The 13,767-nt window shown below is 52.2% G+C and carries 13 protein-coding genes; 5 read left to right on the forward strand and 8 right to left on the reverse strand.

Annotation, left to right across the window (positions count from 1 at the left end):
- The first annotated feature begins 318 nt into the window (after nt 1-318).
- On the forward strand, nt 319-1,026 hold the full coding sequence (locus tag SD425_RS05395) for a hypothetical protein (protein WP_324676198.1): 708 nt from the start codon (nt 319-321) through the stop codon (nt 1,024-1,026).
- Nucleotides 1,027-1,116: 90 nt separating this feature from the next.
- On the opposite strand, the gene SD425_RS05400 is transcribed toward SD425_RS05395, so the two are convergent.
- On the reverse strand, nt 1,117-1,683 hold the full coding sequence (locus SD425_RS05400) for an inorganic diphosphatase (RefSeq protein WP_324676200.1): 567 nt from the start codon (nt 1,681-1,683) through the stop codon (nt 1,117-1,119).
- Between the two features lie 52 nt (nt 1,684-1,735).
- Entirely contained in the window at nt 1,736-4,705 is a 2,970-nt protein-coding gene (locus SD425_RS05405) for a M1 family metallopeptidase (protein WP_324676202.1), read from the reverse strand.
- 153 nt (nt 4,706-4,858) lie between these two features.
- Here SD425_RS05405 and SD425_RS05410 point away from each other — a divergent pair, with 153 nt between their 5' ends.
- Nucleotides 4,859-5,275: a hypothetical protein gene (locus tag SD425_RS05410; protein WP_324676204.1), complete on the forward strand. Its 417-nt coding sequence runs from the start codon at nt 4,859-4,861 to the stop codon at nt 5,273-5,275.
- Between the two features lie 82 nt (nt 5,276-5,357).
- Here SD425_RS05410 and rplS read toward each other — a convergent pair whose 3' ends face one another.
- The 4 genes from rplS to SD425_RS05430 all read right to left on the reverse strand — a co-directional run bounded on the left by rplS (nt 5,358) and on the right by SD425_RS05430 (nt 7,828).
- On the reverse strand, nt 5,358-5,714 hold the full coding sequence (rplS, locus tag SD425_RS05415; RefSeq protein ID WP_324676206.1) for a 50S ribosomal protein L19: 357 nt from the start codon (nt 5,712-5,714) through the stop codon (nt 5,358-5,360).
- A 170-nt stretch (nt 5,715-5,884) separates the two neighbouring features.
- Nucleotides 5,885-6,565 carry a tRNA (guanosine(37)-N1)-methyltransferase TrmD gene (gene trmD, locus SD425_RS05420; protein WP_324676208.1) on the reverse strand — a complete coding sequence of 227 codons (681 nt, stop codon included), beginning with the start codon at nt 6,563-6,565 and terminating at the stop codon, nt 5,885-5,887.
- Between the two features lie 54 nt (nt 6,566-6,619).
- Complete coding sequence (gene rimM, locus SD425_RS05425) at nt 6,620-7,192, reverse strand: ribosome maturation factor RimM (RefSeq protein WP_324676210.1); 573 nt, start codon at nt 7,190-7,192, stop codon at nt 6,620-6,622.
- A gap of 102 nt (nt 7,193-7,294) precedes the next feature.
- Nucleotides 7,295-7,828, reverse strand: a complete 534-nt coding sequence (locus SD425_RS05430; RefSeq protein WP_324676212.1) for a 30S ribosomal protein S16 — start codon at nt 7,826-7,828, stop codon at nt 7,295-7,297.
- 280 nt (nt 7,829-8,108) lie between these two features.
- Here SD425_RS05430 and SD425_RS05435 point away from each other — a divergent pair, with 280 nt between their 5' ends.
- From SD425_RS05435 to SD425_RS05445, 3 genes are read left to right on the forward strand one after another with little or no spacing between them, the layout of a single operon-like run.
- On the forward strand, nt 8,109-9,698 hold the full coding sequence (locus tag SD425_RS05435) for a flavin monoamine oxidase family protein (RefSeq protein WP_324676214.1): 1,590 nt from the start codon (nt 8,109-8,111) through the stop codon (nt 9,696-9,698).
- A 35-nt stretch (nt 9,699-9,733) separates the two neighbouring features.
- Nucleotides 9,734-10,906 carry a histidinol-phosphate transaminase gene (locus tag SD425_RS05440; RefSeq protein WP_324676217.1) on the forward strand — a complete coding sequence of 391 codons (1,173 nt, stop codon included), beginning with the start codon at nt 9,734-9,736 and terminating at the stop codon, nt 10,904-10,906.
- A 31-nt stretch (nt 10,907-10,937) separates the two neighbouring features.
- Nucleotides 10,938-11,930: a Hint domain-containing protein gene (locus tag SD425_RS05445; protein WP_324676219.1), complete on the forward strand. Its 993-nt coding sequence runs from the start codon at nt 10,938-10,940 to the stop codon at nt 11,928-11,930.
- 115 nt (nt 11,931-12,045) lie between these two features.
- Here SD425_RS05445 and SD425_RS05450 read toward each other — a convergent pair whose 3' ends face one another.
- Nucleotides 12,046-12,801: an acyl-CoA desaturase gene (locus SD425_RS05450; protein WP_324676222.1), complete on the reverse strand. Its 756-nt coding sequence runs from the start codon at nt 12,799-12,801 to the stop codon at nt 12,046-12,048.
- A 223-nt stretch (nt 12,802-13,024) separates the two neighbouring features.
- On the reverse strand, nt 13,025-13,735 hold the full coding sequence (locus SD425_RS05455) for an RluA family pseudouridine synthase (RefSeq protein ID WP_324676224.1): 711 nt from the start codon (nt 13,733-13,735) through the stop codon (nt 13,025-13,027).
- Between the last annotated feature and the right edge of the window lie 32 nt (nt 13,736-13,767).

Below are 13,767 nucleotides of genomic sequence, written 5' to 3' on the forward strand. Positions count from 1 at the left end.
TAAATAAAGACATAGAAGGAGGCTGCTGTGCTGGCTACGCACTAGAAATATGATAGGCCTCAAAGCCTAGCTACCCTGGGTGTGGTGCCCCAACGAGACAGGCAGCTAAGCAATATAAATGGTGAAAAGAAAAATCGCCGTTTTTTGGACTTATAATATATGCGTTGTAATGAATTTAATAAAATTCCACTGTCTAGGGCAAAAGCTGTTACTAATGCACATACGTGGCATGAGTATGGCTAAATCCGAAAAGAAGTCCTCCTGAATGAAGACCTAGCATTCTTTGCAACTAACTTTCAATCAATTACTTAAATTTTTATGAAAAAAGGCGTACTCCTCTCTTTTCTGGTGTTCGTGCTAACGGTAACCGGCTACGCACAGAAGTCACCCGTTGATGAAACGGACATGGCAGTAAAAGGCATCCCTCGCAAAGGACAACGCGTTACCATTCAGTTGGATAGCAAGCGAGTGGACGAATCTTGGCAGAAACAGCTGAACACGCAGTTTGGTAGCAAGCTAAAAAGCGATAAAGGTATTTATAGCCTCGATGGTATTGTAATTGAGGATATTTCTAAGACACCAATTCGGGTTATCAGCAAGGTAGATGCGCAGCCAACAGGTACGTCGGTGTGGTGGTCTATCGACCTAGGTAACGCTTACCTGAGCAAAGAAGCCACTCCAGTACAGTGGAAAGCCGGTGAGAAGTACCTGAAAGATTTCGCCCGGATGCTCTACCGTGAAGACTTGGCTGTTCAGGTAGCCGAAGCCGAAAAGCAGATGGTAGCTTCGCAGAACAACCACATTGCCGTTATTGCTAAAGCTGAAACGATCAAGAAGGACATCGAGAAAAACAAAGCACGTAAAGTTGAAATTCAGCAGCAGCTAGCTCAGAACGCAGCCGAACTGCTCCAATACAACAACCAGATCGATGCTAACCTGAAAGAGCAAGAAGCCGCTCGCGCCGACATTGTCAACATGCGTGTGGCCTTGGAAGCTGTTAAAGACCGCGCTAATAAGATTGAGTAATTAAAAGCTAGGTTAGGTTACGCTATACTTATCTATACAAGAAGCCCCGCCATTATGGTGGGGCTTCTTCCTTTTAGGGCTAGTTGCGGGTTATTGCATAGCCTCGCGCACCTGCTGCTCTGCGGCGTGCTCATCTTTCCACCCCACGATATGCACTGCGCCCAACTGACCATGATGCATAAACCACAGGCGCAAACTAGTCTGTACGGCTGGGTAGTGCTGCCGTAGGGCGGCCCATGTTGTAATATCTGGCAGAATCTGCTGACTAGGCCGGGAAGGCACCGCTAAGATTACTTTTTCCAGCACGCCACCTTCTTCCAGTATTAGTAACCCAATGGGAAGTATTTCCAAAACAGTACCACTAGGCTGGCTTTCGGTAAGCACAAGAACCGACTGTGGCTTGCCAACTGGAAAGCTAGGTGTCGGCGTGGTGTAGGTGCCTGGAATGAAGCCGTAGTTGCCAGGAAAAGGCAGGAACTCGATGACGTAGTCGGTGCCAGCGTGCTGACGGCTTCGAAACTCTTTGCTGGCCGGATCATACATCATCTCATGATTGGTACCAGCAGGCGTTTCGATGACGGCTTGCAGCAGCTTGCGTTCTGGCGAGAAGGTAGGCAGATTGACGTAATCGGGCTGGCAGCCAACCAACCCGACCATCGTCACTACAAGCAAATTCCGAAGCGTAAAACTCCGCATAATTCTACAGCACCTACTGTGCGAGCCCCTCATCTAGCAAACGGAAGGGGTTAAGCCGATCGAGGCGCAGCAGGAAGCGAATGTTGTTGGTGAAAGTCTGGCGGCTACTGGGAAATCCATTCTGGTACTGAGAGCCTGCCACTGGGAAATAAAACTGCAAAATATCGCTGCCGATTGGTAGCACTAGTCCGGCATCGTAGAACAGCCGCTGGCTGCCCCGGCCTGCTACGGCAAGCTGCTTCTCTTTAGTAGCTCCAAAATCGGCGAAGACTGCCAACGGCGTGACCGGTAAGTCGGCTTGCAGATTGAGGGTGCTCATCCAGCGCTGACTCTGAACGGGTAAGTAGGCTTTGAAGGCGCCATCGCGTCCGTCCGTTTGGTGAACCTGCGCCGTAAGGGCGTCCGAAATCTGTTGCCGATCTAGGAAGACGGTCTGACGGCGGTAATCAGGGCTCCCGCTCAGACCCATGACAAATTCAGTAGCGTTGGACTGTTGCAGAAAGCGTCCGCCAAACAGTCGAATTTGTACCCGCTTCTTAGTAGTATACAGCCGTTCGTAGGTAGCCGTAGCGCGCAGCAGCGTCGCTTCACGAGAACGGTTATCCTCCGACAAAGTAGGTATCAGGTGGTTCAACTCTAGGTGCGCCGTCCATTTCTGAAGCGCATTGCCACCACGTACCCCATATTCGGCCGTCTGGATGCTGGAAGTGCGGTTCAAATCCTGGTTGCGCACGGCTGTGTTCGTAAGCTTCACGAAGTGCTGCGGAGCATTATAAGCAGAATGCGGAAGCAGTAACGTGAGGCTAGGTTCGGCTTTGCTGTAGCGCTCAAAACGCTGCACCGTGATGCCGACCACCACCTGGCGCGAGACGCGGCGCGGTAGCACGTTCAGATTTAGTGTGCCAATACCGTTTAGCTCCTTGCGGTTGAAGCTGTACATCGGCATAGCTAGGTAACTGAAACGCTTCTGGATGAGTGCGCTATTGTAGAACGCCGCCCCCAGCATAAACTTGTCTGATGTATTAGCTCCTATTACCGGTAGCCAATTAACCGTCGCTTTGTCCCAACGCTCTACACTAAGCAATGGCTTAAGACGCAGCGGCTCTACTTGCCGCAACGAGCCGGTAGTTTTCATGCGGTCGTCGCGGCGGTTCAGCTGGGGCGTGACGTACGTCGGATCAATCACAACGGCAGCTACTCCCTCACTTCGGAAGTTGAGTTGCGTTTCTACCTCGTCTTCGCCGGTACCAATAACTGGTGTCCATTGCGTTTCGAGCACCTTGCCTTGCGCATCTAGCGTGGCTACAGGAAACGCAAAGGGCGCGGGTGATTCATTGCGCACCAATACCTTCACCTGCGAATCAGTTACTTGCAAATCGGAGACGGTGGCATTGTACCGGTTGGTTGTACCAAGCATATCTTGAAAAAACCAACCTAGCTTTTGTCCCGTCGTTTCCTCGAATACCGCCTGCATGTCTTCGGGGTACGGGTGGCGGAACTGCCAGTGCGTATAATAAGCGTGCATGGCTTGATCGAACTTTTCCTGACCCAGGTAAGCGGCTAGGTAGTTGAGGAGCGTCGCCGTTTTTGTATAAACGATAGTGGGATAATTGCTCTTACCATAGTCGCCTGCCATCACGCCGCTCACAGGTTGGTCAAGACCACGACTAGCGGTAGCTTGGTAGGGCACCTGATTAAGTGTGGCCGAGGTGAGGCCTTCCAGACCTAGGCTACCCGCTACTTTGCCTGATTTCAATAAAAACCCAAACTCACCGGCTGTTGGGTCTTCGCGCGAGGTCACTCGATTTTCGACATAGGAGTTTACTCCCTCATCCATCCAAGCGTACGCGCGCTCGTTGGACGCTAGCACGCCATAAAACCAGTTGTGACCCACTTCGTGCACAATGGCCATGGGCATCGTCACGGTTACCATTGGGTACTCCATGCCCGAGCCAGCACTAAGGGCGCCATCTACCGCCGTAGCGGAGGCATAAGGATACTCGCCCACCCATTGGGAGTAGTAGGTAAGGGCATCGTTTACGTCCTGTAAGCCTTTAATCCACCGCGTAGCCTCTTTGTTCGTGAACAGCACCCAGGAGCTAACCTGCTTACCCGAAGGCAGCGTAACGCCGCTCTTTAATACATTAAAACGCTTATCGGCAAACCAGGCAAAGTCGTGCACACGGTCTTGCACGTAGCGTAACGTTTTGGTTTCGGCGGCAGAAGCCGGAAACGAAAGGTCATTGCCGAAGTCTTTGTCTGTCTTCTTCTGAGCCGTAGCAGCAGCCAGCTGATCCATGCGTTGTTGCTCCTCCATGTTTTGCAGCACACCCGTGGCCCCCACAGTGTAATTAGCAGGCAGGGTAATGCGCACATCAAACGAGCCGAACTCCGAGTAGAACTCACCTTGGTCAAGGTAGGGGAGAGGGTGCCAGCCTTTGTGGTCGTACACGGCCGGCTTGGGGTACCATTGCGTAATCTGGTACGACTGCTCCACGTGGCCGAAACGGGAAAAGGAATCTGGAATCTTCACCCGAAACGGCGTTGTAATCGTCACCTGCGCGCCAGGGGCTAGGGGCTGTGGCAGCAGGAGCTTGGCAATGTCGGGGTTCAGCGGATCGTACTCCAGCCGCACTGATTGGCCGTTAACCTTGAAGTCAAGCTGATCGATGTAACCTCGCTGCTCGGGTTTGGCAAACTGAAACTTAGTGCTACCGTTGCGAAGCTGCTGCTTGGCAAACGCTGTGGTGTTGTCGCGGTAAGCATTAGGCCACAAGTGGAACCAGATGAACGTAAGCTGGTCCGGCGAGTGGTTGACGTACTGTAGCTCTTCCTGCGCCGTGAGCATATGCTGCCGGTCGTCGAGCGTCACCGCAATGGAATAGTTAACTTCTTGCTGCCAATAAGTGGCTGAAGTTGAGGATTGCCCTAAAGTAGTGAAAGACAGAAGTGCCAGCGTGAAGATAGCTAAGTAGTGTTTCATGTAGAACTGAATGCAAATACGCCGAGTAGATACGCTGCGAAAGTACGTTTTCAGCTCCGAAACATTCAGCTACAATAACCTTTGTGGAGTTTAGCCCGTTTGCCAAGACCATATTCTCACTACCCGCCCTGGCGGATTCATACCCTTACCGACATGTCATTCCATAAACAGCCCAAAGACGATACCCAACACCAGAACCACCTCGACGGCACGGCCAAGATTCTGGGCAGCGACTTGCAAGAAGAGGCCACCCGCTCAGGGCTGGATAATACGCTTCAGCGCTGGATTGAAGACCTGAAAGACGTTAACAATCCTGAGCTGCACCAAATCGTAGTGGACTTGCAGGAGCTAAAGGCTCATTTCGGCTCGGGCACGCTCGATGGTAAAGTAATCGGCCGTCTGCTAGGTCGCCTAGGTGAAAACACCATCAAGGCAGCTGTTTTTGCAGAAGGTAACACCAAGCCGCGCGTAGAAAACCTAGGCGAAGCATTGCTGAAAGCTGCCAAGTGGGTACAAAGCCCAAATACGACACCAGAAGAAGATCTGGCCAACTCGAACACCAACAGTTAGTCTAGCTACAATAGAAGCACAAAAAAGCCGGCTCTTGAAAAAGGCCGGCTTTTTTGTGCTTGTTGCGAAAGGCTGTAATAGCCTAGCCGCGCTTTTCTTTGATCTTGGCAGCTTTGCCAGCCAGACCACGCAGATAGAACAGACGAGCGCGACGTACTTTACCGCGACGGATCAGTTCGATCTTGTCGATGTTAGGCGACAGCAGCGGGAAAATACGCTCGGTGCCGATCTGGTTTGAAATCTTGCGAACGGTGAAAGTCTCGCCGTTGCTGTTGTTGTTTCTGCGCTGAATAACAACGCCCTGGAACTGCTGAATGCGCTCCTTGTTGCCTTCGCGGATCTTTACGTGCACATTAACTGTGTCACCGGCGGCAAAGGCAGGGAAGCTGGCGCGGCGCTCCTGGGATTCCTGCTGGATAAAATCGAGTAGTACGCTCATGGCTGGAAAAAACTTTGAAAAGGACGGCGCCGCCGCCCAGATGATTTTTGGCTAAAGAGGCGCAAATATAGCGCTCTGTTTTTGTGAATGCAAGTATTATCGAGTAATTGAATAGCAGAGTTAGCAGAGGAAGCTAAATAGGGGTATTAGTCAGCTGCTCAGTCACTCAGTTACTCTTCCGAAAGAAGATCGGGCCGACGTAAACGGGTGCGCTCAAGCGCTTGTTCGTGTCGCCAAACCTCAATTTTAGGCGTGTTGCCCGATAGCAGAATTTCCGGTACTTGTTGCCCCCGCCATTCGGATGGCCGCGTGTACACAGGAGGAGCTAACAAGTTATCCTGAAAAGAATCGCTCAGGGCAGATTCTTCGTTGCCGAGTACGCCTGGCAGTAGCCGAACGACTGCATCAACTAGAATAGCCGCTCCTAGCTCACCACCGCTTAGCACGTAGTCTCCTACGCTGATTTCGTGAGTGATATACGCCTGCCGGATTCGCTCATCTATGCCTTTGTAATGACCGCAAAGGATGATCAGGTTGCCGGCCAACGACAAGCGGTTGACGAGCGGCTGGCGTAACGTTTCCCCGTCTGGTGTCATATAAATGACCGCATCGTAGGAACGTTCGGCTAGCAAACCATCCAAGCAGGCCGCAATCGGCTCTACGCGTAAGACCATGCCCGCGCCGCCGCCAAACACATAATCATCAATCTGGCCGTGTTTGTTGATAGCAAACTGGCGCAAATCGTGCACATGAATTTCCGCTAGTCCTTTTTCTTGCGCTCTTTTTACAATAGAGTGCGCGAAAGGGCTAACTAGTAAATCCGGCTGACACGTGACAACATCAAGACGCATGGCAAGGGCGCAAGCTAGCAAGTAGAAGAGGAAGGCTAGGTTCTCGGCAACGGGCTACTGCTCGTCAGGTTCATCTCGCTCGCGGGAACCGGGGCTGAGGTAAACGTCGAGCAGGCCTTCGGGTAGATTCACGTGGAGTTGACGGGTTGCTTCGTCGGCGCGCGAAATCAACTCATCAACCACCGGAATCAATACCTCCTGACCTTGGTAACGCATAGCCAACACGTCCTGCTGTGGCAGCTCGTAGAAGGTTTCTACAGTACCTAGCTCTCCTAGCTGCTCATCAACTACGGTGTAACCAATCACGTCGTGGAAGTAGAACTGATCTTCCTCCAACTTCGGCAACTCATCAAGCGGACGGTATAGATTGGCATTGCGTAGCGGCTCAGCGGCTTCCACCGTATCGACCCCTTTTAGCTTGAGTAAGGCCCGATCGGTTGTTTGCGGCTGTACTCGCTCAACGACAAATTCTGTCAGCTTACCCGGAGTAGTCGGCATTTCTAAGTACACCGATTTCATCTTGCGGTAAGTATCTAGGTCGTCTACATCCAAGAAGGCAACTACGAACCCGCGGAGGCCGTGTGGCTTCACTACGGAACCAAGCTGGTAACAATCGTCAATCGTCATGGCAGGAGAACATAAAAGGTCATTAAAAAGCTGGGGAGCTTAAGAGCTAGCCCTTTCAGAATCGGCTTGGCTCCTAAACTCCCCAGCTTAATAATTGCAAACTTAGGAAGCGGCTTCCTCGGTTGTAGCCTCTGTTGCTTCGCCTTCCGCAGCAGCTGGTGTAGCAGCAGCTACTGCTGCAGCTTGCTTCTGACGGATAGCTTCGGCACGAGCCTCGTTTACCTTGGTTTCGGCAGCAAGCTGAGCTTTGCGAGCTTCTTCCTTGGCGGTACCTAGGGTTGTGCGCTTGCCTTCGATCTTCGCATCTTTCTGCTCTTTCCAAGAAGCGAAGCGCTCATCAGCAACATCTTGGGCAATGGCGCCCTTGATAACACCTAGTTGAAGGTGCTTGCGGTACAACACACCACGGTACGACAACATAGCGCGCACAGTGTCGGTAGGCTGAGCACCCTTCATGATCCAGTCGAATGCTTTGTCAGCGTCGAAGTTGATCGAAGCGGGGTTGGTGTTGGGGTCGTAGGTGCCAAGTTTCTCGATGAAACGGCCGTCGCGGGGTGCGCGAGCGTCGGCTACTACGATGTCAAATTGCGCGGCTTTCTTGCGGCCACGGCGGGCGAGGCGGATTTTAACTGCCATAAACCTAGTTGGTTATGCGACGCATCCCGTGCGTCTGGTTGAAAAGTGAGGCGCAAAGGTACGAAAAGATCATAAAAGATTAATACACAGTAATAATTATCCAGCAAGAAGAAGCTGCTACCAAAAAATAAAAGGATAAATAGAGTGTTGTGTTTTTGAAAGGTTGCAGCAATTTGATGATGCATTTGATAAATTTATAATAAATAACTCATTGTGATAATAAATTTTTAATAAAGGATAAGATTTCATAGCTTTTGAATGTAATCGATGCTCCTACACCTTGAAAGCTTTATCACGAAGAGATTTTCTAACCAAAAGCGCCATCATCGGGGCCGGAGCTTATCCGGCTATGTTGGCGCTGAACCTGTTGCCAGCTGCACCGGCCCACGCTTTCAACTTGCAGGGAAGCGGCAAGGGAAAGCACATCATTATCCTAGGTGCTGGGTTAGCCGGCATGACGTCGGCGTACGAGCTGACCAAGCTCGGCTACCAGTGTACCGTGCTCGAAGCCCGCACCCGCACTGGCGGACGATGTTGGAGCATTCGCAATGGTGCCACGGCCGCCGAAACCAACAACCCCCAACAGACGGCACGCTTCGACAACGGACTGTACTTCAACGCTGGTCCTTCGCGCATTCCACACCACCACCAACTCACGATGCACTACTGTCGGGAGCTAGGGGTACCCTTGGAGGTCTATAACAACGTCAACGAGAGCACTTATTACTACGCCGAAGGCAAGGGGCCTTTATCCAACAAGAAAGTACGCGCCCGCGAAGTGCACAATGATATGCGGGGCTACATGAGCGAGCTGCTCGCCAAAGCCGTCGACCAACGCAAGCTCGATACGGGGCTGACCCAGGAGGATGCCGCCAAAGTATTGGAGTACCTAAGAGCTGAAGGAGGATTGGATATTGATAAGCTCTACAAAGCTTCTGCCCGCCGGGGCTACACGGAAGCGCCGGGGGCGGGCACTCATGCTGGTAAGCTAGGTGACCCACTAAAGCTGGCAGAAATCATTCAGTCGGGCTTGCTTGACCCCGATTTTTACAACGTCGCCGAGTACACCTACGAACTTCAAATGACCATGTTCCAAGCCGTCGGCGGCATGGATCAGATTGCAAAGGCGCTGGAGAAAAGAGTAGTTGGAAACCTGAAGCTAGGAGCCGAAGTAACGGCCATTCAGAACCAGACGGAAGGGGTGAAGATCACCTACAAGGACCAGAAAGGCACGCACGAGCTAATCGGCGACCTGTGCATCTGCACGCTGCCGTTGCCGGTGCTGAGCAATGTCAACCACAACTTCTCCTCCGATGTAAGCCGGGCTATCGACTTCGTGCCTTACATCCAAACCGGTAAGATCGGGCTTCAATTCAAGCGGCGCTTTTGGGAGGAAGACGAGCAGATTTTTGGGGGAATCACGCACACCAACAACGACTTAACGCAAATTTTTTATCCTTCCTACGACTACCTAGGTAAGAAGGGCATCCTCATTGGCTACTACAACTTCAATGAGAAGGCCAAGAAGGTGGGGGATCTGACTTACCAGGAGCGGGAAAAGCTAGCCTTGCAAAAAGGACAGCTTATTCACCCGCAGTACCCCAAGGAGTTCGAACAGTCATTCTCGGTGAGTTGGCACAAGCTGCCTTATAGCCTAGGTGGCTGGGCCTTGTATAACTCCGACGAGCGCAAAACGCACTACGCAGCACTGCTGAAGCCAGAGAAGAACGTGTATTTCGCCGGTGAGCATACCACATACCTCACCGCGTGGATGGCTGGCGCCTTTGAATCGGCGCGCAGTGTGGTGGCTGCCGTGCATGGCCGCTTGAGTGAGCAGCGGTTGAGCTACCCCAGCGTGGGCAGTAACTAACATTCCAGTATGACAACTTTCTAACTCCAACTACCATGGAAACTTCTATGAATCGGCGTAACTGGCTGAAGTCAAGTGCGCTGCTAGCCGGTAGCCTGACTTTTCTGCCCTCAAAGCTTTCGGCGCTGGCGGCCAATCGTTCGGCTGCTCCTGCGTTTGACCTAGGTGCGCCCTTGACCGACGAAGCTGCGGCACTAGCGGGCCCACCGGAAATGAAAGCACGCTTGTTGGCAAACGAAAATCCGTTTGGGCCGTCGGAGAAAGCGAAGCAGGCGATGGTAGAAGCCATGTCGACGAGCTACCAGTACCCCTTTATGTACACGCGGGAACTGGTCAAGAAGATTGCCGAACACGAAGGCCTGACGCCTGAACACATCATGGTAGATGCTGGCTCTAGCCCACTACTGCAGGCCGCGGCTATTTACTACTCCCAAAAAGGTGGTGCCATCATCACCGGCGACCCGTCGTACCGCGACTTGCCCGACAGCGCGAAAGACCTGAATGCGACCATCGTAGAAGTGCCACTCACGAAGGACTACAAGTTAGACCTCGATGGAATGGAAAAGAAGGTAGGCGCTGGCACCGCACTGATGTACTTGTGCAACCCGAACAACCCGACGGGCACTGTGCTCGATACGGCCAAGCTGAAAGCCTTCTGCGAGCGAGTATCGAAGAAGGTGCCCATCTTCATCGACGAGGCCTACATCGACTACGTGCCTGACCCACAGGCCACCACTATGATGGATGCCGTGAAGAAAGGGCAGAACGTCATTGTGGCGCGCACCTTCTCGAAGCTGTACGGCTTTGCTGGCTTGCGCGTGGGGTATATCGTGGCGCAGCCCGAAACCATCAAGCTGCTAAGCAAATACACTGTAGGCGGCATGAGTATTTCGGCGCCGGCTATCCGCGGGGCCTTGGCCACTTACCAGGATCAGGCGTTCATGAAGGATACTTTGCAGAAGACCCTAGCTTCTAAGCAGTTCTTATATGAGACGCTTAAAAAGGAGGGCTACGAGTACATTCCTTCCTCGACCAACTTCGTGATGTTCCCGCTGAAAATGGAGGGCAAGCGCTTCGTGGAGGAAATGGCGCGGCGTGGCGTGGGCATCCGCAACTGGAAGTTCAACAACCAGGAATGGTGTCGCGTGAGCATCGGTCGCATGGACGAAATGCAAGCCTTTGCCGATGCTTTCAAGCAACTATCCTAGCTCTCAGTACCCGACCATATCATTCACAACCATGCACAAACGCATACTAATCCTTGCTTTCTCGCTGCTCAGCATAGGCACTTTGCAGGCGCAAACCAATCCGCGCCCGCTTACCCTCGATGAGTACAAGAAAGCCAAAGCTTTTCAAATCAAAGACCCGGATACCGAAACCTATGTCAAGTTCGAAAATTCGTACATTCTCGACCGGTATGAGATGCGCAAACCGTATTTCATCACTGGTGATGACGGCTTGAAAAAGCGCATGGACCTGTACAAGCTCATTGCCAAAGACGGTATGCAGGAGCTAGGTCTGGTGGTGTTCTACACGAATGAGAAAGGCAAGCGCTACCAAACGCTGGTACCCGATTTCACGGCCGATGGCAAAGTGTGGGAGCAGTACTTTGAAGACATTCACGCCATCGACAAGGAAGAGAAGAACTTCGTGCTGAAGCTTTCCTATGTGCTGTCAAAGGAGATGAGCTATCAGCAATACAAGAACATCAACCAGGGTAAAGACCTGAAGCTAGAGTCGGCCACGTATGGCAATGACATTTGCTTCCCCGGCGACCAGGAAGTGGCCATGGCGAGTGGCGGCAAGAAGCTCCTGCGCGACATTCGCCCCGGCGACCGAGTAGTAACCGTTGATCCTAAGACCAAGCAGGCCACCATCACGCAAGTGAAGGAGTTGGTAGCTCATGACGCCAGCAACTACGCCATCACGCGCCTGGTAACCGTCTCGGCCCGTGAAGTAGCTAGCCCAAAAGCTACGGAAGTACACTTGACCAGCCAAGTGCTCGAAGCTACTCCCAACCACCCAATGATGACCCGCGAGAGTCAAAAGAAGATGGGCGAAATCCGGGAAGGCGAAGAGGTGTTGTGCCTCAACAAAGTCACCAAAACCTACGAGCCGTACACAGTACTACAGAAGAAGGATTATGCTGGCGGCGTACAGAAGGTGTACAACATGGTTGCCGCAGAAGGCACTACGTTCCTGATGAATGGCGTAATGGTGATGCAGAAGTAGAGGTACCTACTTGTGTTTCTTGTTGAACGACTAACGTCAGAACGAAACCTAGGTGTAACAAAAAAGGCGGCTCTGCAAAGAGCCGCCTTTTTTGTTGTGATAGAAGCTAGATAAGCTAGGCAGCCATGCGCGCCACTGCTTTTTCCTTGCGCTTAATTTTCACGATGCCCACTTTATCCATCGACCAGATGAACATGTAGGTTGGGTCAAATTCCCACCACTTCACGCCGAAGTTGACGCGCATTGGCAGCTTGTGGTGGTTGTTCTGGAACAACTCGCCAAAAGCTAGGAAGTCCAGCGCCAGGGTGTTCTTGGAGTGGTCGTGGTTGTCGAAGTTCTGGTAGCCATACTTGTGGCCACCCCAGTTTACGATAGCGCCGTGCAATGGGCCCATTAGGAAGTGAATGGGGAGCAACAGGTACATCCACCAAGCCGTAGCAAAGTTGATATAGAACAACACGTATGCTGTGCCCCAGGCGAGGCGTGAGTACCACTTGTCGCCTATGTTTTCAATCAGGTTCCACTCCGGATAATCTCCTTCGAAGCGCTCCGCTAGCTCATACTTGCGGTTCAACACGTCATTGTAGATGTTCTTGGTCTTCCACATCATCGTGAAAGCATTCGACGAGAACAACGGTGAGTGCGGGTCCAGCTCCGTGTCGGAATAGGCGTGGTGCATGCGGTGCAGCAGCGCGTATGCCCGAGGCGAAAGGAACGATGAGCCTTGGCAGATGTAGGTGAACAGGAAGAAGAACTTCTCCCAGAATTTGTTCATCGTGAACATCTTGTGGGCCGCGTACCGGTGCAAATAGAACGTCTGCGTGAACAGTGAGAGGTAGTAGTGGGCAACGAAGAAAACAAGTATAGGCATGGGCCAAAAAGATTAGGAACGCAAGAAGGTGCAGCGAGTGCGTGCCCGCTAAAGCCAAATAGGGCCAGAGAAGTTCACATCCTCTTCACAAACCTACGGCCAGCGCTGCGGGTGTTCAATATATAGAGGAAAAAGACCAAAATCTTATTCAGGACCTACTCCGGTAAAGTGCTATCCGCGCACAAGAGCGTGTAGACGGCTGCAAACAAAGCAGAAGGTCTGCCTAGCCATACAGCTCACGCGCCGCTTCCCAATGGTTCATATCGGGCACCGGAGCCTCAAACGTCATTTGTTCCTTCGTAACTGGATGCTGAAACTGTAGGCGGCGCGCATGCAATGCAATGCTAACATCGGGCAGGGGAGCCAAGAAGCCATATTTCACATCGCCTACGATGGGTGTACCTAGGCCTGTAGAGAGCTGTACTCGAATCTGGTGCGGCCGACCCGTGATGGGTCTCACCTCAATAAGGTGGCGGTTACCTGCTTGGCCGAGCAACGCATAATCCAGTTCGGCACGTAAGCCTTGCGGGTGGGGTTGCGAATAGGCCTTCGTGACGTTGCGAATCGGGTCTTTCACCAGCCAGTGTACCAAATGTCCTTGCTCGGGCTCGGGACGTTTGCCCACTAAGGCCCAATACGTTTTATGCACCGTGTTGTCGCGGAACATTTCGTTTAGGCGGCTCAAGGCTTTACTCGTTTTGGCCATGGCTACCACACCACTCACAGGCCGGTCGAGGCGGTGCGCTACGCCAATGAAGGCAGCGCCAGGCTTCTTGTATTTGAAGCGTAAATACTCGGCAGCTTTCGTCGACAGCGGTTCGTCGCCGGTTTCATCGCCTTGCACGAGCAAGCCCGCTGGTTTATTGAGAATCAGCAAATGATTGTCTTCAAACAGAATCTCTTTCTGCTCAGACCACAAATTAGGACGGTTCACTAGATAGCAATGAACAATTAAGAATGAGCAAT

This window comes from Hymenobacter sp. GOD-10R (assembly GCF_035609205.1).
Classification (GTDB): Bacteria; Bacteroidota; Bacteroidia; order Cytophagales; family Hymenobacteraceae; genus Hymenobacter.